Origin of the sequence: Marinomonas pollencensis, assembly GCF_003387375.1 — a bacterium.
Lineage (GTDB): Bacteria > Pseudomonadota > Gammaproteobacteria > Pseudomonadales > Marinomonadaceae > Marinomonas > Marinomonas pollencensis.
In genome coordinates, this window is record NZ_QUNG01000001.1 from 83,326 (window position 1) to 107,978 (window position 24,653).

At 45.5% G+C, this 24,653-nt stretch carries 24 protein-coding genes; 11 read left to right on the top strand and 13 right to left on the bottom strand.

All coding sequences use genetic code 11. The annotated features are described in order from the left end of the window. Positions 1 to 31: 31 nt before the first annotated feature. The 4 genes from ppnP to DFP81_RS00410 form a co-directional block, all read right to left on the bottom strand. Positions 32 to 322 carry a pyrimidine/purine nucleoside phosphorylase gene (gene ppnP, locus DFP81_RS00395; RefSeq protein ID WP_115896247.1) on the bottom strand — a complete coding sequence of 97 codons (291 nt, stop codon included), beginning with the start codon at positions 320 to 322 and terminating at the stop codon, positions 32 to 34. Between the two features lie 86 nt (positions 323 to 408). Then, the gene (gene gcvA / locus DFP81_RS00400; RefSeq protein WP_245959069.1) at positions 409 to 1,311 is read right to left on the bottom strand and encodes a transcriptional regulator GcvA; all 903 of its coding nucleotides are present in this window, start codon (positions 1,309 to 1,311) and stop codon (positions 409 to 411) included. Between the two features lie 102 nt (positions 1,312 to 1,413). Next, positions 1,414 to 2,760 (bottom strand): DEAD/DEAH box helicase, encoded by a 1,347-nt coding sequence (locus DFP81_RS00405; RefSeq protein WP_115895786.1) that lies wholly within the window; start codon positions 2,758 to 2,760, stop codon positions 1,414 to 1,416. 95 nt (positions 2,761 to 2,855) lie between these two features. Continuing rightward, positions 2,856 to 3,395: a DUF1285 domain-containing protein gene (locus DFP81_RS00410; protein WP_115895787.1), complete on the bottom strand. Its 540-nt coding sequence runs from the start codon at positions 3,393 to 3,395 to the stop codon at positions 2,856 to 2,858. Between the two features lie 179 nt (positions 3,396 to 3,574). Here DFP81_RS00410 and DFP81_RS00415 point away from each other — a divergent pair, with 179 nt between their 5' ends. Beyond that, positions 3,575 to 4,531: a methylenetetrahydrofolate reductase gene (locus DFP81_RS00415; RefSeq protein WP_115895788.1), complete on the top strand. Its 957-nt coding sequence runs from the start codon at positions 3,575 to 3,577 to the stop codon at positions 4,529 to 4,531. 68 nt (positions 4,532 to 4,599) lie between these two features. Here DFP81_RS00415 and DFP81_RS00420 read toward each other — a convergent pair whose 3' ends face one another. Beyond that, on the bottom strand, positions 4,600 to 5,628 hold the full coding sequence (locus DFP81_RS00420; protein ID WP_115895789.1) for a glycosyltransferase family 9 protein: 1,029 nt from the start codon (positions 5,626 to 5,628) through the stop codon (positions 4,600 to 4,602). Between the two features lie 107 nt (positions 5,629 to 5,735). Here DFP81_RS00420 and DFP81_RS00425 point away from each other — a divergent pair, with 107 nt between their 5' ends. Further along, positions 5,736 to 6,446 carry a 3-deoxy-D-manno-octulosonic acid kinase gene (locus DFP81_RS00425; protein WP_115895790.1) on the top strand — a complete coding sequence of 237 codons (711 nt, stop codon included), beginning with the start codon at positions 5,736 to 5,738 and terminating at the stop codon, positions 6,444 to 6,446. Next, the gene (locus DFP81_RS00430; protein WP_115895791.1) at positions 6,439 to 7,365 is read left to right on the top strand and encodes a lysophospholipid acyltransferase family protein; all 927 of its coding nucleotides are present in this window, start codon (positions 6,439 to 6,441) and stop codon (positions 7,363 to 7,365) included. The genes DFP81_RS00425 and DFP81_RS00430 overlap by 8 nt, the downstream gene beginning before the upstream one ends. Positions 7,366 to 7,423: 58 nt before the next feature. On the opposite strand, the gene DFP81_RS00435 is transcribed toward DFP81_RS00430, so the two are convergent. The 6 genes from DFP81_RS00435 to DFP81_RS00460 form a co-directional block, all read right to left on the bottom strand. After that, on the bottom strand, positions 7,424 to 8,419 hold the full coding sequence (locus tag DFP81_RS00435; RefSeq protein WP_115895792.1) for an LLM class flavin-dependent oxidoreductase: 996 nt from the start codon (positions 8,417 to 8,419) through the stop codon (positions 7,424 to 7,426). A gap of 127 nt (positions 8,420 to 8,546) precedes the next feature. Beyond that, on the bottom strand, positions 8,547 to 10,895 hold the full coding sequence (locus DFP81_RS00440; RefSeq protein ID WP_115895793.1) for a fatty acid cis/trans isomerase: 2,349 nt from the start codon (positions 10,893 to 10,895) through the stop codon (positions 8,547 to 8,549). Between the two features lie 193 nt (positions 10,896 to 11,088). Then, positions 11,089 to 11,691 carry a hypothetical protein gene (locus DFP81_RS00445; RefSeq protein WP_115895794.1) on the bottom strand — a complete coding sequence of 201 codons (603 nt, stop codon included), beginning with the start codon at positions 11,689 to 11,691 and terminating at the stop codon, positions 11,089 to 11,091. A gap of 68 nt (positions 11,692 to 11,759) precedes the next feature. Then, positions 11,760 to 12,140: a YacL family protein gene (locus tag DFP81_RS00450; protein ID WP_115895795.1), complete on the bottom strand. Its 381-nt coding sequence runs from the start codon at positions 12,138 to 12,140 to the stop codon at positions 11,760 to 11,762. Positions 12,141 to 12,151: 11 nt separating this feature from the next. Further along, on the bottom strand, positions 12,152 to 13,147 hold the full coding sequence (ylqF, locus tag DFP81_RS00455; RefSeq protein WP_115895796.1) for a ribosome biogenesis GTPase YlqF: 996 nt from the start codon (positions 13,145 to 13,147) through the stop codon (positions 12,152 to 12,154). Positions 13,148 to 13,421: 274 nt separating this feature from the next. Continuing rightward, positions 13,422 to 14,021, bottom strand: a complete 600-nt coding sequence (locus DFP81_RS00460) for an acyl carrier protein phosphodiesterase (RefSeq protein ID WP_115895797.1) — start codon at positions 14,019 to 14,021, stop codon at positions 13,422 to 13,424. 194 nt (positions 14,022 to 14,215) lie between these two features. Between DFP81_RS00460 and DFP81_RS00465 the strand changes: the two genes are divergently transcribed. The 8 genes from DFP81_RS00465 to DFP81_RS00500 all read left to right on the top strand — a co-directional run bounded on the left by DFP81_RS00465 (position 14,216) and on the right by DFP81_RS00500 (position 22,753). Further along, positions 14,216 to 15,793: an ABC transporter substrate-binding protein gene (locus DFP81_RS00465; RefSeq protein ID WP_115895798.1), complete on the top strand. Its 1,578-nt coding sequence runs from the start codon at positions 14,216 to 14,218 to the stop codon at positions 15,791 to 15,793. 78 nt (positions 15,794 to 15,871) lie between these two features. Beyond that, positions 15,872 to 16,852, top strand: coding sequence for an ABC transporter permease (locus DFP81_RS00470; RefSeq protein WP_115895799.1), 981 nt, complete (start codon positions 15,872 to 15,874; stop codon positions 16,850 to 16,852). Then, positions 16,849 to 17,787, top strand: a complete 939-nt coding sequence (locus DFP81_RS00475; protein ID WP_115895800.1) for an ABC transporter permease — start codon at positions 16,849 to 16,851, stop codon at positions 17,785 to 17,787. Before DFP81_RS00470 ends, DFP81_RS00475 begins: the two co-directional genes overlap by 4 nt. A gap of 1 nt (position 17,788) precedes the next feature. After that, the gene (locus DFP81_RS00480; RefSeq protein WP_115895801.1) at positions 17,789 to 18,790 is read left to right on the top strand and encodes an ABC transporter ATP-binding protein; all 1,002 of its coding nucleotides are present in this window, start codon (positions 17,789 to 17,791) and stop codon (positions 18,788 to 18,790) included. Further along, entirely contained in the window at positions 18,791 to 19,801 is a 1,011-nt protein-coding gene (locus tag DFP81_RS00485; RefSeq protein ID WP_115895802.1) for an ABC transporter ATP-binding protein, read from the top strand. A gap of 28 nt (positions 19,802 to 19,829) precedes the next feature. Next, complete coding sequence (locus DFP81_RS00490) at positions 19,830 to 20,750, top strand: LysR family transcriptional regulator (RefSeq protein WP_115895803.1); 921 nt, start codon at positions 19,830 to 19,832, stop codon at positions 20,748 to 20,750. 621 nt (positions 20,751 to 21,371) lie between these two features. Further along, positions 21,372 to 21,794, top strand: a complete 423-nt coding sequence (locus tag DFP81_RS00495; protein WP_115895804.1) for a hypothetical protein — start codon at positions 21,372 to 21,374, stop codon at positions 21,792 to 21,794. A gap of 380 nt (positions 21,795 to 22,174) precedes the next feature. Continuing rightward, positions 22,175 to 22,753, top strand: coding sequence for an NAD-binding protein (locus DFP81_RS00500; RefSeq protein WP_281272009.1), 579 nt, complete (start codon positions 22,175 to 22,177; stop codon positions 22,751 to 22,753). A gap of 39 nt (positions 22,754 to 22,792) precedes the next feature. On the opposite strand, the gene DFP81_RS00505 is transcribed toward DFP81_RS00500, so the two are convergent. Both DFP81_RS00505 and DFP81_RS00510 read right to left on the bottom strand, forming a co-directional pair. Then, positions 22,793 to 23,752 (bottom strand): glutathione S-transferase family protein, encoded by a 960-nt coding sequence (locus tag DFP81_RS00505; RefSeq protein WP_115895806.1) that lies wholly within the window; start codon positions 23,750 to 23,752, stop codon positions 22,793 to 22,795. A 6-nt stretch (positions 23,753 to 23,758) separates the two neighbouring features. Then, positions 23,759 to 24,454, bottom strand: coding sequence for a DsbA family protein (locus DFP81_RS00510; protein WP_115895807.1), 696 nt, complete (start codon positions 24,452 to 24,454; stop codon positions 23,759 to 23,761). Positions 24,455 to 24,653 lie beyond the last annotated feature (199 nt).

Below are 24,653 nucleotides of genomic sequence, written 5' to 3' on the forward strand. Positions count from 1 at the left end.
TTTTTTTATCTATTCTAGTTAACGCGCTGCTCTACTCGTAACGGCAAAAATACGCTGTAGTTTGCGTCACTTTTAAGCTAAACGACAAGTTGGCTTCCACAATAAAAGTCTCACCTTTGGTAACCGTCTGCCAAGAAGTTTCTCCAGGTAACTTTACCGTCAATGCACCAGACACTACTGTCATATACTCGCGCTGGTTGGTACCGAATTCGTACTCACCCACAGACATTACACCAACCGTCGACACCCCTTCTTGGTTTTCCAAAGCAATGGACTTAACACTATCATTAAAATAACTATTAACTTTTAATTCAGTACTCATAAATAAACGTAAGCCTTTCATATTAATAACAAATTGTTAGCCCAAGCCAATTTCCCTTAAGCTTTAGTATGCGCCTATAGACTATACTAATCCCCCACCATTTCTTCAATGATCCACTCTTTAAACGCCGACATAGCTGGGGTGACCGTACTGCGCTTTTCGTATACTAGATAAAACGATCGAGTACTAATCAAATGTTGATCAAACAAGACTTTGAGGGTTCCTGCCTCGATTTCTGGCCTAACCAGGTCCACATTAGAAAGCGAAATACCCAAGCCTTGCGCCGCTGCCCCTGCGGTTAAAGAACCACTGGAGAACATCAAACCGCGCCGGAAAACTTTAGGATCTAAGCCGTTTTGCTGCAACCAGTCATGCCACTCATCCTTGCGCTTTGTCACGTGCAACAAAGGGTAAAAACGCATATCTGACGGCTCATTAAGCGGCTGCTCTGGGCGAATTAATTTAGGGTTACAGACGGGAAATAATTTAGCCGGTGACAAATAATAGGCTTCGACACCCTCCCAGTCACCATTACCAAAGTAGACCGCCATATCAATATTGCCAGCCGAAAAATCGATCAAGCCGGTTGACGAGCTAATCTCAATTTGAATGTCTGGGTAACGGGCTTGAAAACGCTCCATTCTTGGCATCAGCCAACGAGTAAGAAAGGCCGGCGCTACCGCCAATTTCAAAGAGCCAATCTTTTGTTTACTTTTTAACTCAGTCGTCGCGCGCTCAAGCTGCTCAAAAATATGTTTAATTGGCTTTAAATAGGACTCACCTGCTTCAGTAAGAATCACTTTCCGCTTCGTCCTTCGAAACAACTCAACTCCTAGAAACCCCTCTAAGCCTTTAATCTGATGACTAATCGCTGAAGGGGTAACTGACAACTCCTGGGCCGCTTTATTAAAGCTGCCATGACGTGCTGCTGATTCAAAGCACCTCAGTGAGTTTAGTGGCGGTAAACGATTAATAGGCTCATCTCCAATTAAAGAGTAAAACTAATCAATAGCGTGATTTAGACTCAACTGTCAAACAATAAATCACGGCCAATCTTACAAAACCATTAGAGCGCTAGAAAGAAGCCCTGACTAAGCCTCTTCGTCCCCTGAATCCACAGGCGTTGGAAAACGCTTTGGTGGTAATTTAAAGGCATCAAAACCATCTTGTTTATTATCATGAAAACGGGCTTTTCCAGCCGCTTTACGCGGTGCCTTTTTCGCCGCCTTACGGGCTTTCGATGGCGCGGGCGTTTTATCAAATTTGCGGGCCGGTTTCGCGGCGGCCAGACCTTTGAATTTTGGCTCTAGACCTTCAACAACATCTTGATCGAACTTACGCTGTAAAAAGGCTTCAATGGCTTTAAAATTATGCCAGTCTTTCGGGCCGACTAAGGAATAGGCATCGCCCTTAAAACCTGCTCGCCCTGTACGTCCCGTACGGTGTACAAACTCTTCGGCCTGCTTTGGCACATCAAAGTTAAAAACATGGCTGACACGCGCTATATCCAACCCTCGAGAAGCCAGATCCGTACTGACCAACACCTCAAAATGACCTTTCGCAAAGCTCTCCATCACCTTATTGCGCGCTGCTTGTGATAAATTGCCATTCAATGCTTGTGTGGTTAAACCCCAGCCCTCGATCATCTCTGCTAAGCGCGCGGTATCACTCTTAGTCGCGGTAAAAACAATCGCCTGCTTAATGGTTTGGCTCGTTATCAAGTGTTTAAGAATGTCTTGTTTATGGTCCAAATGATCACACAAGTAAACATGTTGCTCGATGTCTTTGTGCTCATCGTAGCCCTGACCAATAGCGACCCGTGAAGGCTCTTTTAATAGTTCGCCCGCAATTTCACTGACATCGGTATTGTCCAAGGTGGCAGAGAAAAACAAGGTTTGTCGCAATCTGTGGCTAGCCGCGGCATTGATCGCCCGCACTGCTTCAGCAAATCCTAAATCCAGCATTCGATCCGCTTCATCTAAGATCAGCAACTCTAAGCCTTCTAAAAAAACATGACGCTGCTTTAAGTGATCCGCTAAGCGGCCTGGCGTGGCAACAATAAAATGAGGGTCTTTTTGCAGCTGCTTATGTTGATCATTAAAGTTCTCTCCTCCTTGAATCAAAATAGAAGAGTAACGACTGCCCGCCAGTAGTAAACGTAGCTGACTATAAACTTGTTTCGCCAGCTCTCTGGTTGGCACCAAGACGACAACCCTAGGATCACGTTTCGACAAAGCACGTGTTTTATATACACGATGCAAGGCCGGCAAAAGGTAAGCCAGTGTTTTTCCCGATCCGGTTTTAGAAGACGCCAACAAATCGCGCCCAGCCATTGCCTCAGGAATCGCACGCGATTGAATCTCCGTGGCCTCCTCAAATCCCAAATGGTCAATGGACTTTAAAATACGATTATCAAAACCAAAATCTTTGAATAACAAGTAACCTACCCCTTTCTAAAAACGAAGACACAGCCTAATGACAGTGATGAATAACAGCATTATACCTCAGGGCAGCAACGTCAGACACGAGGATTTCACTCATCTAGAATGAATAAATACGCTTTCCCTGCACTCACCAAGCCCATACCACTGCCTTGCGGGGTGTTCACAGCAACCAACTCTTCCACAAGCTGGTAAAAAACATTCCGATGAAGCATCGCCTTCATACCATATCGCATTGATATATATGGCCTTTCAGCTTGCTCACTCCCTTCCAGCCAAAGTTCGCAATCTACCCCTAACACCTTCACATCCTCGGTTAAGGTCGTAAATTCAATCGCCGGACCTTTGGCAGTATCAATATAGCGCCACTTAGTCACGAGAAACGGGGCATCCTCCACTTGAATTCGCACTTTTTCGACAGGCGTGACTAAAAAGTACTCGCCTTCTTCGTACCATAAAATATGCGAAAATAAGGTAACCATTTTAGCGCGCTTTATTTTGTCACCATCATGCACCCAATCCCCATTGGCTTTAACCACCAAATCCATATCACCACAAAATTCAGGGTGCCATAGATGCACTGGGGGCAAACCCGATTTTTTATCCTTTTCAACGGCTTTTAAATCAAGCATGGGAACCTCTCATCTCATTATAAAATTAGTAGATCAAACTAACTCACCTAAACTTTAATTTTATTCAAGATCAAAGGCGTGATCTTGAAAGCAATTCACTGATAGGATACCTCTAACATAAAGAACAACGAAACCCTTCGCAACACGATGGGCGTTTCATTTACTTAGAGTGTGCCATCATGAAATCTGAATTAGCAACCAAGTTTACCGACCCTAGCCGTGGGGTTTATTTTATTGGCACTACGCCACCCCGCGCCAGCGTAGAAGAAGAACAACTAAACCAAATCAGCCAAAAGCTACTGCAACGCCTAGATAATATCGACGTGGATGGTTTAATCGTTTATGACATTCAAGATGAAAGTAGCCGTATTGACAAGCCTCGGCCATTTCCATTTATGCAAACCCACGACCCCAGAGCGTGGTCAAAACGCCTAAAAGACGCGGCTCAAATACCCGTTATTACTTACAAATCGGTTTCTTCTCGAACAACAGAAGAGTTTACTTTATGGTTGCAAGAAGCTTGGAACGAATTTGATATAAGCGATATAGTCCTAGTGGGCTCTCCTTCCTCTGATGGTGATATCAAGCTGCCTTTAGCAGAGGCCTATAAAACCTTAGCCAATACGCCTCTTGACTTCAATTTAGGCGGTGTAACCATTGCCGAACGCCATGCTAAGAAAAAAGATGAGCATTTACGACTAATAAACAAATCAGAAGCTGGGTGTGAATTCTTTATTTCGCAAGCGGTTTACAACCCTCAGGCGACCGCTGATTTAATCAGCCAATACGCTCAGACTTGCAAAGCTCAGGGCATCACACCAAAACGAGTAATTTTGACCTTCACCCCCTGTGGTAGCGCGAAGACATTAGAATTCATGGAATGGTTAGGCATTTCTGTGCCTGTAGCGACTAAAAACCGCATTCTAGGCTCGGCAACACCACTCGATGAATCCATTAAAATTTGCCGCAGTGCGTTAGAGCTCATCATGGAAACCGCCTTGCCTGATGGCGTTCCACTTGGCTTAAACATTGAGAGCCTAACGAACCGGAAAGAAGAAATTGATGCGTCCATTGACTTATACAAGCTGCTGAAAGCAACGCTCGACTTAAAACTTGCAGAGCAGGCTCTGCTGTAATCCAGCCAAGCGACAAATTAAGGGGCGCACTCAATCAATAAGGAGTGCGCACCAGCATGCTGCTCAGACTAATGGGCCACCAAACCTAACTCGCGGATGACTTTATTGACTTTTGTCATCACCGCATCTTGTGACAATTGCGCCATCGCATCGCTGCGATGCACAGTAGTCGCCCAAGGCAAGGATTCCACAGGCTTGCCGGACTCTTCTTCTACTAACTCACGATACACACTCACCACATTGTCTTGGTCATTATAAGGGCCGGTGCGCTTTGGGTTAGACAGAGCAAACAAAGCAATCACTGGGGTTTTTACAATGGTCGCCATATGCGCGGGCCCGGTGTCGGGACTGATGATTAATGCGGCTTTTCGAATAACATCTAACAAGGACGCTATGCTTGTTTTAGCCACCAGATTACGCACCGCAAAGCCTTCACTGACCGCATTACATACCTGGATTTCACGTGCACTTGGCCCACCGGTCACCACAACATCAATGCCTTCGGCCAATAGCGTCGCTATCAAATGTCGGTAGCCTTCAAGAGTCCAATCTTTGCTCACCTTTGAGCCACACGGGTTCACTACCACAAAACGCTCAGGCAACGACAAATCGCTGTCTGGAATCGATAACTGCCAAGAAGGCGACTGATCTGGCACATCAATCGCCCGCGCCAATGACATCAAAGCATCCAATACATGCTTTCCGGTAGGCTCTGGTGCTAATTGATTAACAAACCAATGCTGCTTTTCACGGGAATGGGATTTGGCAAAGCCGATCCGTTTTTTGGCACTCAACACCCGGGTTAATAAACTGGCGCGTAACGACCACTGCATGTGCAGCAAGACATCAAACTTGACCCCTTTTAGTGACCTCCCAAGGGCAAACATGCCTTTGAAGCCAGACTTTTTATGGTAAACATGAACATCAATATTTGGCATCAAACGAACTAATTGCGCCTCAGCAGGGCCTGTTATCCAGGTAATCTGAGCATTGGGGTAACGCCTCTGTATTGCCGTGACCACCGACATGGCATGGCAAACGTCCCCCAATGCAGATAATCGTACTATGGCAATTCGTTGAATGCTTTCTTGTGTCATCTTAGCCTCAAGTGCTGTTTAAAATCGGCGATTATTATAGAATAGCCAGCTTTGAATGTGTCTAAATTTATCTGGCACAATAAATGAACAATGATTAAGCGAGCCCTATGCCGGATTCTCATATTATTGATGGCCACACCACTCTTTTGTGCAGCCAAGCATCACTGCCGGTTGAATCAAATTGGTTCTCGGCAGAATATTGGCAAAAAAAGCATGCGTTAACGGGTACCGGACAAGGTCGCGGCGAAGTATGGTTTATTAATAGCGAGTTTGGAAACTTCGTTATGCGGCGTTATCGCCGCGGCGGATTGATCGCAAAATTTAATAAAGACGCATTTTTATTTACCAAGCCTACCGAGACTCGTCCTTGGCAAGAGCTAAGCTTGCTTGAAACCATGGTCGGTCTTGGCTTACCGGTGCCGCTACCGGTGGCAGGTATCTACCGAAAAAAATGGGGCTTCTATCGCGCCCATTTATTAACTCAAACCATTGCTAACGCAACCGACCTGTTTGACATATTAAAAGCAGGTAAAAGCGATACGCTAGACTGGAAAAACATCGGTGCCGTCATCAAGCAATTCCATCAACATGGCATTTACCATAGTGACCTAAACTGCCATAACATCATGGTGGATGAACAAAATAAGGTTTGGCTAATTGATTTTGACAAATGCGATCAACGAGCCATCGAGGAAGAATGGACACAAGGCAATATCAACCGCCTAAAGCGCTCTCTCGATAAAGAGTCTCAACGACACACAAACTTTAACGTCTCTGATGCACAGTGGCGTGATTTACTGGAGGGATATCGTGGCTAAGAAGAGCACGACAGAGTTAACACTCAAACAGTTACTTGCACCAAAATACTGGCTAACCTGGTTGGCCATGTCGGTGACTTACATAGTAAGCTTTTTACCTTGGTCAACAAAGCAAAGCCTGGGAAAAGTCTTAGGCTTATTACTGCACAAAACCGCCGCTCGCCGTCGCCATATTTGTGATGTTAACTTGCAAATTTGCTACCCAGAAATGTCCCAAGCTGAACGTAAAAAGCTGACTCGCCAACACTTCATTAGTGCCGGAAAAGGCTTTTTAGAAACCTTTGATGCTTGGTACCAACCGGCCTCAAAACTGATGCCTAGAGTAGACTGCGATTCTCAAGCTGTGGTTGATAAAGCCTTAGAAGCGGGCAAAGGCTGCATCCTAATCAGTGGCCATTTTGCTCCGCTGGACTTGTGTGGCACCTTGATTGCCAGTCACCTAGACCTACACCCGATATATAAACGTCAGAACAATCCAGTTTTTAATTGGGTAATGGAACACCAGCGTAAAAAAGTGTACAGCAAAACCATTGAACGCTCAGACATGCGTGAAGTGCTTAAGTCTCTTAAGCTGAACAAACCAGTTTGGTATGCAGTCGATCAAGACTACGGCCGTAAACATTCTGTATTTGCGCCTTTTTTCGGCCGTCAATGTGCGACCATTTCACACATCGGCCGCATTGCAAAAATGACCAAAGCACCAGTACTGCTATTGGATTATGGGCGTACAGAAACAGGCTACACTTATCGTTTTACTGAAGTCGAAAACTACCCGACAGACGATGATGTTACCAACGCGACGGTTATTAACCAATTAATGGAACAAGCGATCTCCACTAAAAAAGAGCAATACCTTTGGTCACATCGCCGTTTCAAAACCCAACCAGTAAAAGGCGATCCATCACCTTACAACAAATAAGATGCTCGCGCCGCCCTAAGCGCCTATTCAGGTCGCTTAGGGCAAATACTTCGCGCCATCAGCCTGCTAATTCATCCCGTATTTGAGCCAGTAAAGACACGCAGTTCAATCGTTTTTCAGCATCAAAAATAGGGATAGACACAATCAGCTCATCAATACCTGTCTTATCGACAAAGCTTTTCATCTGAAATTTCACCGAAGCTTTAGAACCCACAAATGCATACTGCAAAGTATGATTAACCATTTGCTTCTCCAACTCTGTCCAGAGACCACTCATTGCCGTGACTGGCGGCGCAAACGGCACATTCTTCCCCCGTCGTAAGTTGATAAATTGCTGCTGCACAGACGTAAATAAATACGCCGCCTCTTCATCAGAGTCCGCCACCACAGCCATCACTCCTGCCATCGCATAAGGTGACGGATTCTCAATGCTAGCTTGGTAATGGCGACGATAGAGACTCAAGGCTTGAAGCAACTGATCCGGTGCAAAATGCGAGGCAAACGAATAAGGCAAACCAAACGACGCGGCCAGCTGTGCACTGTATAAGCTGGAACCCAGCATCCAAATCGGTACTTGAGTATTGCACCCAGGCACCGCCAATACTTTTTGATTTTCTACAGGCTGTGCTAAATAGCGGCGTAGCGTTTGAACATCCTCAGGGTATTGATCGACGGCGGCATCCATATTACGTCGCAGCGCTCTTGCCGTGTTCATATCTGTACCAGGTGCTCGGCCTAACCCTAAATCAATACGATCTGGGTAGAGCTCCGCCAAAGTGCCAAACTGCTCAGCGACAATCAAAGGAGAATGATTAGGTAACATAACCCCACCTGCCCCCAAGCGAATGGTGTGGGTGGCGGCCCCTAGATGAGACAATAGAACAGCCGGCGAAGAGCTCGCCACATTCGACATACCGTGATGCTCTGCCAACCAAAAGCGCTGAAAGCCTTCCACTTCGGCTCGCTGAGCCATGCGTAGGCTTTGACGAAAGGAGTCTGCAACACTATGCCCTTCAGCAATAGGCGCAAGATCAAGAATAGATAAGGGAATCATTGAGTCCGTCCATTGAATAAAATATACCCTATTATCTGGGGCAATCTATTCAATAGACAAGACTCAAAGTTTGCAGCAAATGCTAATACTTCGAAATATCTCGATATTCCTATGATTAGATCATAAGCTAGCGATTTTCTAACCGATTATAATCTAAAATACCACTCTCTCTTGGTCGTGCTTCGTGATTGTATTTATCAATTGCATCACTAACGGACCAGAATTTCGGATTCGTACGACGTATCCCAAAATGCGCCATCAAAGCAGAATAATCTTTGGCGGTGGCCATATTGGCAATTTCTTCTGCAAAGGCCTTTAGCTTAGTTTCGTCAACTTCCATAAAGGCATTTGGGTAATCCCCAAGCACACCCTTAACAACCGTCACAGTGTCTTCATTTGGCAAGCGTGCTGCCGCCTCATCAAACAAGCTTGAAATATTAGAATGAGCCTTATTGTGGATCAAACTAATGACTTCTTTCGGTGCACCATTACTGGTAATCAATACCAAGGCTGTGTTTGGCAAGTAGCGCAGTCCGCCTCCACTTATTGTCTGCAAATGCTTCAGAGTCGCAATTTCAGTTGGGCTTAAACGGCTCGTTTCCAAATCACGACTGTGATCTAGCACTTTCGACAAATGCTGACGCAACTGATCATAAAGCTCAGATTGGTAATCTTTCGTTTTATAGTGGATCTCAGATTCTGCTTGCACATTGATGTAATCACTAAAAATATAGTTTTTAATGCGCTGGTTCGCATCTCTGTACCAATATTTACGCACCTTCTCTCGCTGATCTTTTGGCAATAGAAGTAAGAAGTTCATCTCCCCTTCCATACGCAAGAAGTCCATGTACAGACGCGTGTCTAGCTGGTGCCCTACGTTGCCATAGACATCAAAGCCCGCCACTAGCAGGTAGTGAATACGCTCTAATAATGGGTAATCAATCAACCATGCGGTTTTTGGGTTTTGACCCACCAAACCTTTGACAACCGTCGCATTATCAAAATGTCTGAAAATGGTTAGCGCAGCATTATCATTATGCCCATCACCATCCCAAATCAAATTTAAGTCAATCGGCACACCGCTTTTCACTTCTTTTTCTACCAACTTGGCTTTGGAAGACAAGTATGACTTTTGCTGTTCAGAAAAACGCACCCAAGAACTTAACGGCAAAGCATTACTCGAACTCACCGCTGGCATATCCAAGTGCTGCACCTGATTTTCTAAGAAATCCGCAGTCTGCTTGTTGTAATGCAAATTGGGGTTAACAAAATAGACCCAAAAGTCTTCATTGATCACGTTAACGGCAACCTGCCCACGGCATACAGGCCCTTTAATAAAGGACATGATGGTGTTTTGTGAATGATCCAATAAGAAGCGATAACGACCATTCACAGGAATTTCTTTAAACGCTTTGAATGGGTTAGTCGCAATGTCACGATCATAACCAGGGTCTTTTGTTACTTTATAGTCAGTAGCATAAAAATAGGACTGCCAGCGTTTAAAAACCGCTTCATCTAGCTGATAAGGAATATGGTTTTTCTGCACGATCACTTCAGGATCTTGCCATAATCGATAGTAAACATGTTTCACACCCGGTGGGTCATAAGGACGACGAGTCGCAATACGCTCTATCGGCTCTCCAGGTGGGGTTTTCGAACGCACTAATCTAAAGGGCTGGTCATTGCCCTCACCTAGATACAAACTATAAAGGTAAATATGCTCGAAAATATAACGTGCAATTAACTGCCCTTTTAAGTCCGTAGGATTAAAACGTGTCTCCCACAGGTTTACTAATTTCTGCATTTTGTCGGACAAAGGCGCTGGCTTTGGCATTTTCCCGCCTTTTGCTAACCAGCTCGATAAAATATCAAACTCTTGCGGACTTAACGCAGGCAAACCATAAGGCATCCCCCATTTAGGGTAATTAAGCTTGAAGTCACCATATTCTTCGATGGTAGAACACTGCTGGTTTCTGGCCAAAGAAAAATCATAATCATCCGATAATACCGCCTGATTAAAGTTGCCTTGCTGCTTGCGTAACGAAATGGCCTGATAAATCAAACTGCCATTTAGGTTTGCTGCTGGGCTTTGGCCCCGCTCGTTTAATGCGGGGTAAAACCCTTTATCGCGCCACTCCTGTGGTGAATGTGCATCAATATAAAGGCGTGTCGGCTCAGCTGCCAAAAGACGAGTACCGTCATAAACAAGGTCTTTCGAGCCGCCTCTCTCAATGCCTTCCTTACCGGTCAACTTCAGCTGACAAGGGGCATCATAACAAGCATGACAAGAGACACATCGATGGTCCAATATGGGCCGGACTTTCTCATTATAAAAATCGGCGTCTTGTTGTGACACTTGCGTATCACGATTAGAGACTTTTTCGACACCATACATTTGGTCTAAATTTTGTGAAGCAAACACCGCACAGCCAGTCACAAATACTATTGAAAGGATAATCACCAGTACTCTTGGCATAAAAATTCCTAGATGAGTTTGGATATAATATTAAGATAGTGTAACAGGCGGGGAATTTACCATTTCCTTACGGTTTTTTTTACCATCAAATGGTAAGAGAATAAGGCAATACACAGCACCAATTAAGTGCAGAACATTATTCCAAAAAAAAACGCCCATAGTGGGCGTTTTTTATACAGCGTCGCGAAGAAAATCAGTTTTCTTCGATCACCGAGTTGTCTTCTTCGTATTCATCCGCCAATTCATAGGCATCATCACCCATGTCCTCATTGGCCAACAACAAAGCTTCTTCATAGGAGCCGCCGAATTCGATGCGAGTAATATCATACAAGTCATACTCAAAAGTATCATCAAACCAACGCGCGTCCGAACCAATTTCTTCTAGCTCATAAGTCACCGCGTCAGCTCGTACAACACGACCGATTTCACAACTGTCGGCTTCCACTTCTTCGCGGTGTAAGGTTACCAAGCCATATTCTTCACTAATATCGATTAGCAATACGGCAAGGTCTTCTAAATCCACTTCTGGGTCAACGACTTGCTCTTCACGAATAGCAAGTACACGCTTTTGAAAATCGTTAAAAGGAGCAGGATGAACAAAATCACTAATGTCTTCCAAAAACAAAATTTGGTAGCCATTGAGGTGCACACTGTCATCAACTAACTGGAGCAGAACCATTTCTTCGTTGGCGTCCACAACAAAGCCATCAGTCCAGCTATCCGGACCATCTAATTCTTCGCGAAATATGCGAACGACATTATTTCGATTACGGGCTTTTTCCAATTCGACGAGCATATCGGCTCCCTAAAAACGTAAAAAAATAAAACTAGCGCTAGTGTAAACCTAGCCAGCGATAGGAACAACTATTGAAGCACGTCATGCCAGTTTTCAACCATTTCTATTAGGTCTTCTAAACCACACTCTGCTTGAATGCCATCAGTTGAAGCACGGTAAAAGCTGTCTTGAGAATCGAACATAGCTTTTATTTCGTCTTCTGCCTGACTCATGTCCACCTGACGTGCCACCATCACACCTTCTTCACTGATAATCACTTCAAAAGGGCCATGTTTGAATTGCGTGGTTTCTTTTTCATATTCTGCCAAACGCGCAGCGGATAAAACGCGCTGAATGTTTTCTTTATCAATAACAAATTGTGTCACCCATTCAGCAATAGCAGCGAACTCATAATCGGCATAAATACGATAGCGGCTTTCTTCCTGATCAAAGGCAATTTCATAATCCATGACTTTGAACCTCACTTATTCTCATCATTCGATCGAGCTTGGCCTTGTTGTGCCTGCTCGTTACGGTATTTTCTGTTTTTCTCTTGCTGACGCTGAGGAACAGCGGCCGCTAATCTGGCCTGTCTCTCAGCCTCTTTTTTCGCTTTCGCTTCTTCTACCAATTGCTCTTCGTGAGCGATCATCTCTGGTGTTTCCATCACATAAGGACCGATCGCACCAGTACGAACATCGTTCAAAAACACTTCAGCGGCCTTGTGCATATCCACCTTGCCACCGGCGCGCAAAGCACCGCGTTTTGAACCTATGGTTTTTAGCACTTCAAAAGAATCGACTGGCGCTTCTTTTAATTTATATCGTGTCGTCAGTGACTCTGCGTAATCCTTAATAAAGAATTTCAGTCCAACTAACGCCACATCTTCATAATCAATTGCGGTATCGCGCACCGCACCCGTGACCGCTAATCGATAACTGGCATCGGGGTTTTCAATTTTAGGCCACAAGATGCCTGGTGTGTCTAACAGCTGAAAGCCATTCGTTACTTTCAACTTCTGCTGCGCTTTGGTCACCGCAGGCTCGTCACCTACTTTTGCCACGCGACGTCCCAGCAAGGCATTCATTAAACTGGATTTACCCACGTTTGGAATTCCAGCAATCATTGCTCTAATGGGTTTTTCAGCGCTGCCTCTATGGGGCACCATTTGACTCACCCATTGGCTGATTTTGGCTACGTCAGCCTTATCTTGTGTCGAAAATGGGTGCGCCATGACAGATTCACTGCCCTGCCAATGTTCGAGCCATAGCGCCAATCGGTCACGATCCGCCAAGTCTTTTTTATTCAGCAAGCGCAGAACCGGCACCGAGCCACGCAATGTATTTAACATTGGGTTCTGGCTAGAATCTGGAATGCGCGCATCCAATACTTCGATGACAATATCGACCTGTGTCATCACTTCTTCGATTTCTCGACGCGCCTTGTTCATGTGTCCTGGATACCACTGAACGCTCACCCCTATTTACCTCTCTAATCGCCATGCATTTTGCGGTTGCGCAGTCTACCACAAGTTCGCCTTGAAAATTCATAAAATAGCGCACGACAAGTAAGCAAGCGTATTTCATGCGCTACAAGCTAAATTATCTGAAACCTAGGCGTTTAATGATCTAGGTCAGTACGTTATTTTATGGCTGGAATACACTAACCCCGTTCTCTACATAACAGGCCTACTGCCCTGGGTAGCCTGCCATGTCTTTGGGAATGATCTCTTGATCGGACGTTAGTCCTAATTAGCCGAGCAGGTTTTCCCGCTCGGCTTTTTTTGTTTGTTGATCAACATAATTCAATAAATCAGGATACAGAGCAAAAAACACCGCTTCACCTTGTCTAATCACAGTGGGCAACTCATCCAGAAAAGGCTGTAAATACGCCCCATGTCGCCAGCGGCGCATAATCGAATGCAAGGCATTTTCGACGCCTTCAACAGTACCAAGCTCAGCCAGCCAGTTATTTTGTTGCAACGAATATATCATTTTCTGTAATCGCGCAGGGCAGCGCTCCACATCGTTCAGCAGACCTTCCACCGCCTGCTGACAAAAAGCGTCTAGTGGTAACAAGGAGAACTGCGACCAGTTCTGAATTAACCAGTAGTCCATCACTATGTCTTGCACAATCCCTGCAAAGCGCCGCCGTCCAAGGCGTGGCATTCCACGAAAGCGGACACTCGCCTCATGCTCATCGACCATAACGTCAACTTTTTGATGCAATTGCCAACCTGAGTACAGATCCGCAGGCAGCTCATTGGCCACCACTGGGAAATCCCCAAGTAAGTTACCCGCCCATGAGGTTTGGGTTTCGTACGCAATATGTAGGTGCGCGAAGTAATTCATCGACAAACCTTAAACTCAGTTAAAAAAGAACGCTTTGACTAAAAACGACCGTTTTCGATACTTGCTATATTTTTGCTTAATATTTTGTAATCATAGTCTCTAATCGAATGGTCAACTTTGCACAACACACCTATTAATAGACCAAGCAATACACTTTCTTCCTCTTTTTTGTTGGTTGTAACTGAGACAAAAGCATGTTTATCAGCGTACTAGATCACCTAAAGATTACCCCTAAAAGACTTTTTCCTAGCACGGCTGTGCTGTTTATCGTTACCTTATTTTGTTGCCAGACGGCTTCTGCGGTCACTCTCAAAATGGCCTTTGACGCCGACCCTGTGTCTCTTGACCCCCATGAACAGTTATCCGAAGGGACCTTACAATTTTCTCATATGGTCTTTGACCCATTAGTGCGATGGAAGCAAAATGGTCAAATTGAACCGCGCCTAGCCACTCACTGGCAGCAAATCACCCCCACCACAACACGCTTTTTCTTGCGCAAAAACGTACGTTTTCAAACCGGCAACCAGTTCACCGCAGAGGATGTGGCATACACCATTCGTCGACTGAAACGCTCCGCGGATTTTCGCGCCATGTTTGATAACATCAGCTCGGTCATCGTCATCAACAAACACACGGTGGATATACGTTCCAGCCACACTAACCCATTGCTGCTTAACATAATGACTTATGTTTTTCCGATGGATAAAGTGTTTTATCAGGGCCGTGATCAAATCGTAAAATTCGGCAACTCTTTCGCCTCGAAACACGCGTCAGGCACAGGTCCATATATCGTCAAAGAACGAGAACCTGGAGTGCGCATGGTGCTGACCCGTAATAAAGATTATTGGGACACAAAATCAAAAGGCAATGTCGACAAAATCATTCTTACCCCGATCAAGAACGACTCAACCCGGTTAGCCGCTTTATTATCTGGAGATGTGGACTTTATTTCGCCTGTGTCACCGATTGATATTGAGCGCACCAAAAACAGTAAAGGCGTGCAAATTATGACGTTGCCAACCGGCCGTATCTTGTTGCTGCATATGAACGAAAAACGCCGCAAAGAATTCCGTGACGTACGCGTTCGACGTGCTATTAATTTGGCTATCAACCAACCGCTGATTGTCGAAAAGATACTCAAAGGCTATGCGGTGCCCGCAGGCCAACTTAGCGCCAGTAAATTTCTTGGCCATGTTAAAGGCTTACAACCTGAGCATGATGTGTCTAAAGCCCTAGAACTGATGAAACAGGCCGGTTATGAAAAAGGCTTTCGCATCAGCATGATGGCCCCCAACAATCGCTACATGAATGACGATAAGGTCGCCCAGGCAATTGCCGCCATGCTCGGGCGCATTCACATAACCGTTGACCTCAAAACCTTACCTAAAGCCCAATATTTTCAACAATATGATGAAAGAGCGGCTGACATAATGATGCTCGGCTGGCAGTCCGACACAGAAGATTCCAACAATTTATATGAGTTTATTATTGCCTGCCAAGATGCAGAGTCCGGCTTGGGGGCTTATAATGCCAGTGAATACTGCGCCCCTAGTATCAACACCGACATTAAACTGGCCAACCGAGAAACCAACCCTGAGAAGCGAGCTCGCATCATGCAACGGATCGAAGTGAAACTGCATGATGATGCCGCCATTGTGCCGCTCTATTGGCAATACAATATTTGGGCCGCCAAAAACAACCTGCATATTGACCGCATTGTAAATGATCAAAACCACCCTTTTCTTGGAGACCTTGTGATCGATGAAAAATAGTCTCAGTGCAATCCATTGTTATCACAAGGGCACACCGCCCTTGATGAATACTGCTTACCATGGAGCTCTAGAAGACTGATGTTTGTTTTTCTTCTGCGTCGTTTAGTTCAAGCTTTCGTAGTGATGATTATCATCAGCGTGATCAGCTTTGCCATCCAAAACAAACTGGGTGACCCTGTACTACAACACGTTTCCATGACCGTTGCTCCAGCTGAGCGAGCTCAAATTAGACAAGATCTAGGCCTCAACGATAATCTAGTTGTCCAATATTGGCGCTTTGCTAAAAAGGCCATCCATGGGGACTTAGGCACCTCTTATTACTACAAAGAACCCGTCCTCGATGTGATATTCAAAAAGCTACCGGCTACTTTTGAATTGGCCTTTTGCGCCATTGTTATGGTGGCTTTCATTGCCATTCCCTGTGGTATTTTAGCGGCCATCAAACCTAAAAATATTATCTCCAGGTTGGTGGTGGCTCTGAGCACCATGGGGATTTCCATTCCTATTTTTATCGTGGCCATTTTTTTGGTGTATATTTTCTCCATTCAACTTCACCTCGCCCCCAGCTTTGGCCGCGGCCAAACAACCGATGTCTTCGGTCTATGGGAGAGCGGGTTATTTTCAAAAGATGGCTTGCGTCACCTGATGCTTCCCAGTATTAGCCTTGCTTTTGCTTTGATGCCTATTTTTGTTCGCCTTATCCGCGCTGAAATGATTGAAGTACTGCAATCCGACTACATACGCTTTGCCTGGTCTAAAGGCCTAAACACACGCCGTATTTACTTCATTCACGCATTAAAAAACACCATGCTGCCGGTGATAACCGTTGGTGGAATACAAGCCGGAACTCTAGTGGCTTACACCATTTTAACCGAGTCTATTTTCCAATGGCCTGGCATGGGCTTTCTGTTTATGGATGCCGTAAGCCGTGTTGATACCCCTTTGATTTCTGCCTACTTAATTGTCGTTGGTGGTATTTTTGTGGTTACCAACACAGTCGTGGATTTGATTTATGGGTTAGTAAACCCCACCGTAAAACTGGCGAACCATGGTCTATGAGATATTTTAAAAAAGACATCATCACCCCTGCGCAAAGCAGTCGCTGGAGTCATATCTGGGCAGGCTTTATCGGCGACAAACTGGCGACCCTTGCTTTAGCCATTTTTGTGTTTTATTGCTTGGTGGCGATTTTTGCCCCTTTGCTGGCGCCTTATAATATCAACAACCCTAACTTCATGGACCTGGAAAACGCTGAAATTGCGCCCTTCTGGATCAGCGGAGACTCACGCTTTTTACTCGGTACCGACGCCCAAGGCAGGGACATGCTTTCTGTCATCTTATATGGCACTCGATTGTCCCTCACCATCGGCGTTTGTGCGGTCTTAATCCAGACCGCTTTGGGCATTTGCATCGGTCTCATCTCCGGTTATTTAGGCGGTCGTACCGATAACTTTTTAATGCGTTGTGCTGATATACAGCTGTCACTATCCACCATGATGGTCGCCATTGTTTTCTTGGCAATATTTCAAGCTATGTTTGGCATGGCCATGTACCAACAACTCGCCATGCTAATGCTGATACTGGTCATAGGTTTAGCGGAGTGGCCATTGTTTGCACGCACCATTCGTGCATCGGTGTTAGCGGAAAAACAAAAAGAGTATGTTGATGCGGCGCGCATCATGGGAATCAGCCCGAAGCGCATTATGTTCAAACACATACTGCCCAATACGCTGACCCCAGTTTTGGTGATTTTTACTGTACAGATATCCAATGCGATTGTCGCTGAAGCGGCCTTGTCTTTCTTAGGACTTGGCATGCCAGCGAATGACCCTTCTTTAGGCGCCCTTATTTCGGTTGGTTTTAGCTATATGTTTTCTGGCTCTTGGTGGATCTGTGTGATCCCCAGCGTCACCCTCATCATACTCATTCTGGTCATGAATATGCTCGGTGATGGCTTGCGAGACCACCTTAATCCAAAGACTTACAAAGATTAATATGAATTTATTGAGCGTCAGTAACCTAAATGTAAACTTTCATTTAAAAGGCCAAGACTTAGCTGCCTTGATAGATGTCAGCTTTACCTTGAACCGCGGCGAACGGGTTGCAATCGTTGGCGAGTCCGGTGCCGGAAAATCCGTGTTAGGCTTTTCGATTGTTAATCTGATCGACAAACCAGGCTATATCAAATCTGGATCTATCAAGCTGGATAATAAAGAAATCACCAAGATGACACGACCTCAACTTCAAGAAGTTCGTGGCAAGCGCATCGCAATGATTTTCCAAGACCCGATGATGACGCTGAACCCAGTGCTGACCATTGGTGCTCAGCTGGTCGAGGCGATTCGTAGCCACACTCGCATTTCTTTTAAAGACGCGAAAAACATTGCCATTGAAAAACTTCATAGCGTGCAAATCGCCTCTCCTGAAAAACGCTTTCACCAGTATCCCCATGAGCTATCCGGCGGCATGCGCCAACGGGTTATTATTGCCACTGTCTTGCTGCTCAACCCAGATATCATTATTGCCGATGAACCCACCACCGCTTTGGATGTGACCATCCAAGCTGAAATCATCCAGTTGCTGCTCGACATCTGTCGCAATAACAGCATGGCATTGCTGTTAATCAGCCACGACTTAGGTGTCGTGTCGCGCATCGCTGAACGCACCATTGTGATGTACGCCGGCCGCGTCGTGGAAGAAGGTCCAACCCTTGAAATCATCAACGACCCGCAGCACCCCTATACACAAGGTCTGCTTAACGCCTTACCCCAAATGGCCCTACCAGGTCAGCGTTTGAATCAGATAGTTGGCAGCATGCCACCGTTAAATGAACGGCCTACAGGTTGTGCTTTTCACCCTCGCTGCCCTTATGCCACAGACCAATGCCGCCAGCAGCAACCTGGCTTTATTAATAGCGGCGTCTCTACGGTGGCCTGCTTTATGGTGGAAGACATGCTTACCGATACAAATTCTGACTACGATGAGGAGATTGACTAGATGGCCACTCCTTTGATCCAAATTAGTCACCTTGAAAAAGCCTTTGCCAGTAACCAAAGCTGGTTTAGCCAATGGCGTATTGACCGTGGCAAACTGAGACGAAAAAAAGACAAGGTCCATGCATTAAACGGCGTTAACTTGACCATCAACCAGGGGGAAACCCTGTGCGTTGTCGGCGAGACTGGCTGCGGTAAATCCACCCTAGCGCGAGTCCTAATGGGCCTCACAGCCCCCAGCAAAGGCGAGGTGCATTACCAAGATCAACGCATCGATCACCTTAATGATCGCCAGCGGATGTTGTTTCGGCGCCGTATGCAGATGGTTTTTCAAAACCCCTACGCCTCGCTTAACCCAAGAATGACGGTTTACCAAACCTTGAGTGAACCCATTGCATTCCACAACCCACAATTGTCGGCTAAGCAAGTAGAAGAGAAAATTCGACCACTGCTAGAGTCCGTCGGTATTGCTCCAAGCAACATGGACCATTACCCCCATGAATTCTCTGGCGGCCAACGTCAGCGCATTAGCCTAGCTCGTGCGCTGTCGGTAGAACCTGACTTCATTATTGCTGACGAACCACTTTCTGCCCTTGATGTTTCAGTACAAGCACAAGTATTGAACCTAATGATGGACAAGCAAGAAGAGCACAATTTAACCTATTTATTTATCACCCATGACCTGGCTGTGGTAGAGCACTTTGCCACTCGCGTGGCGGTTATGTACCTAGGTCGAGTTTGTGAGTTGGCGAGCACAAAAACCCTCTTTAGCGCGCCTAAACACCCCTACACCCAAGCGCTACTGTCGGCTATCCCACGCTTGGATAACAACACCACTCAGCCGATCCGTTTGATGGGCGAAGTCCCTACCCAAATGGACAAGCCGATCGGTTGTGTATTCCAAGCTCGCTGCCCATACGCCAACCCACGCTGCTATGCCGAGTCACCAGACATGATTCGCCAGCCAGACAACAGTTCAGTAGCTTGCCACGCCGTGGATGAGGGCCGGTTATGAAACAAGGACGTTTAAATAGGGAGGCCACATGGAAATAAGATGGCTTGAAGACTTTATTGCGCTGGCAAAAACACGGCACTTTTCAAGAGCCGCGGACGAGCAAAACGTCACCCAGCCAACATTTAGCCGACGCATTAAATTGTTGGAAGAAGAAATGCGTGTCACCTTAATAGACCGCAACACACTCCCCTTGTCGCTGACCCCGGCAGGTGAAGTGTTTTTGCAAAGTGCAGAAATGATCACCAGACAATTAAGGGACACCAAAGAACGCTGCCAAGAAATCCGTAAACAGGCAGAATCACAGGTTCGATTCATTTCATCCCAGTCTCTATTCCTCAGCTTTTATAAAGAAACCTTGGAGCCTTTCTGCCAACATATCGATATGGACATGGACGTAAACATGAAGTCGAGTTCTTGGCTCGGCATCGATTTTGTCAATGCACTCGTCAATCAACAATGCGATTTAATGCTGTGCTATTGGCACCCTGCAATTAACTTTATTCGCACTTTAGATGAAGAGCAGTTTGATTACCTAGTGATTGGTGAAGAAACCCTTCTGCCTTGCAGTGCAACGGACGAAAATGGCGAGCCGAAATTTTCCTTACCCGGCATGAAGCGCAAACCCTTGCCTTATATTGCTTATTACGAAAACTCTTTTTTACAGCCCATTATCAACCATCACTTACAACGTCAGCGAGAAGTTCCTCAGCTGCAAACCCTCAACGAGAACTATCACTCCATTAGCGTTAAAGCCATGATAAAAGAAGGCTACGGCCTTGGATGGGTACCTAAAAGACTGCTGTCAGACACATTAAACTATGGAAAAGTGGCACTGGCCGGTGAAGAGAATTGGCATATTCCACTGGAAATACGCCTTTATCGCTCGCGCTTAAATCAAAGCCCTAATCTAAATCAACTTTGGAATAGCCTAAAAGAAAAAATGACCTAACCTAGCAAGGCATGAAGTCATTTGGCCTGACTTTTCTGTTAACCCGCGCCTCCTTTACCGCTATTGCCATACCTTTAAGCCAGATCCTGCGCCCTGACCCACTGTCGACTGCCACCCTACGGGGGCAGCAACAAGCAAAGCACTTCGTAGCTCTAATGGGGCAACATGCGTGATGCCTAACAGAGGCTCTCGTCTAATGGCTCCTAAGTTCCCTTCACCAAGGGATAAGCCGCCCTTTGATAAATTGAACGATGAAGCAGACTAAACGAACTCCTGAGCATTATCGTCACCAATAAAGCCGTGTAAATTTGCCTCCCTAGACAGCAACAATCATGACTAACATGACATCACGGAGCGTTAAATGATGAACTCTCAAGAGATTGTAGCGACAAGCGGTCCTATTAGATGACGCAAGCCACCACCGCAAAACATGATAACTGCCCTCCGCTGTTACCAAACAACAGAGGGATGCCGCCATTAGAACATCAACCGCTGAGTATAAATGTGCTTTTTTTCAGGCGAAAAACGTTTCATTGCTGTCACTGAAATATTTGCCCCCTCTTCCCATTTGTCTTTTGCGATAAAAAGACAGAACAACATGACCTAAAAGGTATTCACTCTATGAAAAAGTTATTTAGCAATCTTCTTAATGTTTGCAGTGCAATCTTTATGTTGAAGTTTGGTCTGCCAAAACTGAACAGCTATGACGTCAGTGTCAAAGCATTCAAACAGTTCAGTGAGGTACTCCCAGTGGATGCCACTGTGTACATGTACTTTGTCGGTGGGCTTGAAGTCTTTATCGCGCTGATGATGGTCTGCATTATCTTTATTCAAGAGACAGCCAAAAAAGCCATCGCAACCTACGTAAGTTATCTCGTACTCACTGGCACCTTGGTAGTGGCACTGCTGCATGAGTTCTTCGTTAGACCCGCGCCAATTGCCGCTCTAGTCGTTTATAGCACGGTTTTTCTGTGCATTAGCGCCATACAGTTCGCACTCTATTTCAAGTCATTACCGAAACCCTTCGCAAGCCAAACTCGTTAAACCTTATGCTGGCCGCTTACCTTAGTAAGCGGTTTTCTTTTTATATTTGTTGAACATGGAAAATCATGACCACCCTATTCCTGCAGATCACCCTTTACCTTTGCGTGACTGTCCTCATTGTGCCATTGGCTAAACGCTTGGGGCTTGGCTCAGTGCCTTAAGCCTTTCACAGGTAGGTGAGTTTGGTTTTGTACTGCTGAGCTTTGCAGAGCAAAGACACGTTCTGCCAACCTCCCTTACTGAAACCCTGGCGCTCGTGGTTAGCATGACAATGCTGCTTACCCCACTTCTCTTTTATTGCATACGACAAAGTTATACTCCCCAGTTACCAAACCTCATCAAATCAGCAGCCAGCCAATTTTGATGAAACAGGCCAAGTCATTGTTGCAGGTATCGGTCGCTTTGGTCAGGTTGTCAATAGAATGCTTAGAGCAAGCGGCATCACTACGGTTACCATTGACTACCAGATAGCCCAAATCGACGCGATGCGGATGAAAAATGTGAGAAGTTATTTTGGCGATGTTACCAGCCCACACCTATTACGCACGGCTGGTATAGAGCAAGCGACTGCACTTGTGATTGCAATCGATGACAAAGTCAGCACCACTCAACTAGTCAGCCATGTCAAACAAATGTATCCAGACATTAAGGTCATTACACGGGCATTTGATCGGAGTCATTATTATCAGAAAGCAAAAGGGGCGGATGTGATAGTCTGTGAGACCTTTTATTCTGCCCTAGAATTAGGCAGCCTTTCTCTAAGCACTCTTGGTATTAAGCCTGAGGCGATTGATGCATTGAAAAGCGCCTATATTGATATTGAGAATGACCATAAAGATAAACTCTATGGCGCTTGGCAAACGGCCTCTGGCGACAAGCACTTAAGCCCTCAATATCGAGAATGGCTGATAAATATCGAAAAAGCATTAACCGAAGCTGCCACTCACCACCGTCAGTGATAGCTTCCTATTCGGCTAAACAATCCGCATTTTCTATTCTCACTCTTTCTTTGCAAATCCCTCTGGCCCCAATGGAATCACCCCATTTGGGTTCAGCGCTTTAATCCCATAATAATGATGTTTAATATGCTTAAATTTGACCGTTTGATGTATTTTTGGCAAGGCATAAATTCGGCGGGTATAAGCTGACAGATATGGCATCTGAGCAAGCAGATTACGATTGCACTTAAACAGCCCATGGTAAACTTCATCAAAACGAATTAAGGTCACAAATGCACAAATATCCGTCTCTGTAAGCCTTTCTCCAAACAGAAAACTCCGCCCATCAGACAACCGCGACTCAAGGGCATCAAGCTGCGCAAAAACCGCATGATAGGCTTCTTCATAGGCTGACTGAGTCGTAGCGAACCCCGCCTTATATACCCCATTATTCAGGTTTTGATATACCGCCTTGTTTAGAGCGTCTATTTCTTCTCTCAGGTCCTCTGGATAAAGGTCAAGTTCACTGCCTGTCACTTCGTTGAACGCCGAATTAAACATACGAATAATATCGGCGGATTCATTACTGACAATACACTGGTTCTTTTTATCCCATAATACTGGCACTGTGACTCGACCACTGTACTGTTGATCAGATTTTGTATACACCTGGTGCAGGAAATCAAAACCATATAATGGCTCCTTCTCACACAAAGGGAAGCCTTCGAATTTCCAACCTTGATCGGTAATTTTTGGGTTCACAAATGTCACGGAAATACAGTCTTCCAACCCCTTTAGGTATAACACGGTCAATGCTCGCGATGCCCAAGGGCAATTATAGGCAGCATATAAATGATAGCGGCCTTGTTCAGCAACAAACCCTTGCTCCCCTGTTGGACCAGCTATGCCAGTCGCGGTGATCCAATTACGGAACCCAGCCAACTGCCTAATATATCTACCTTTACTGTCTTTGTTATCGGATGGAGACCAATCCTGAGTCCATTGTCCGTTAATAAGCATGATGATTCACCTCTCACTTTGTTGAAAAATACAAGACTCGACAGGCTCAGGAACATCGCCTGAGTGTTGCTCTGGAAGCTGGTCGCTCAACCAAGCTTCAAGCAATGCCTGCAATTGTTCATAAGGTTGATAACCAACCGTCAAATAGGCATAACCTGCTCGATCCTTCACCACCACGGTAGGAAACCCTGTGACACCAAGTCGTTGAGAGAAAGCAAAATCAGCCCGTGTCTGCTGCTTCATTGCATCAGAGAAGTACAAAGCGGAAAAGCGCTCTTTGTCCAAACCAAAGCACCGCGCCAGCTCAATCAATGCAGCATCATTAGAAATGCACACACCTTCTGAATAAAACGCCTTTTGTAAGTGTGTGAAAAAATCTAACGCTACCTCATCGCCTTCCATCTCCCGAACGCTAACCACAGCACGACACGGTAGTTCCGTGTTATACATAAGGTCTTCCCTTGACAGTATTTCCAAAGCAAATCGCTGCCCTGTCAACTTGCCAATTTTTACCCAATGCTCTTGCAAGAAGTGCCGATACTTTTCATCAGGTTTGTCCGTTCTATCCGGGTACAGCCCACCTGCAATAAAACGAATATTAGCCCTGCCTTTACATTGCTGAATAAGCTTATGTTTGACTTCAGAAAAGCCAAAGCACCAAGAACACATTGGATCCCCAACGTAGATAATGTCTTTTTCCATCGTTTTACCCTCATTATGATTGCTCAAATATATTGCTCGCAGATCAGGGTGACCAGACGCAACAGCGCTTTATGAACGCTAGAGCAGAAGGTTAGAACGATGAGTGATAGGAATCGAGAGTGACATTTTCACAGACTGAGGTTTGAACGATTGAGCAAGGTTCATGAACCCTAGAGCATTATCAAAGCCCCCTAGAGCA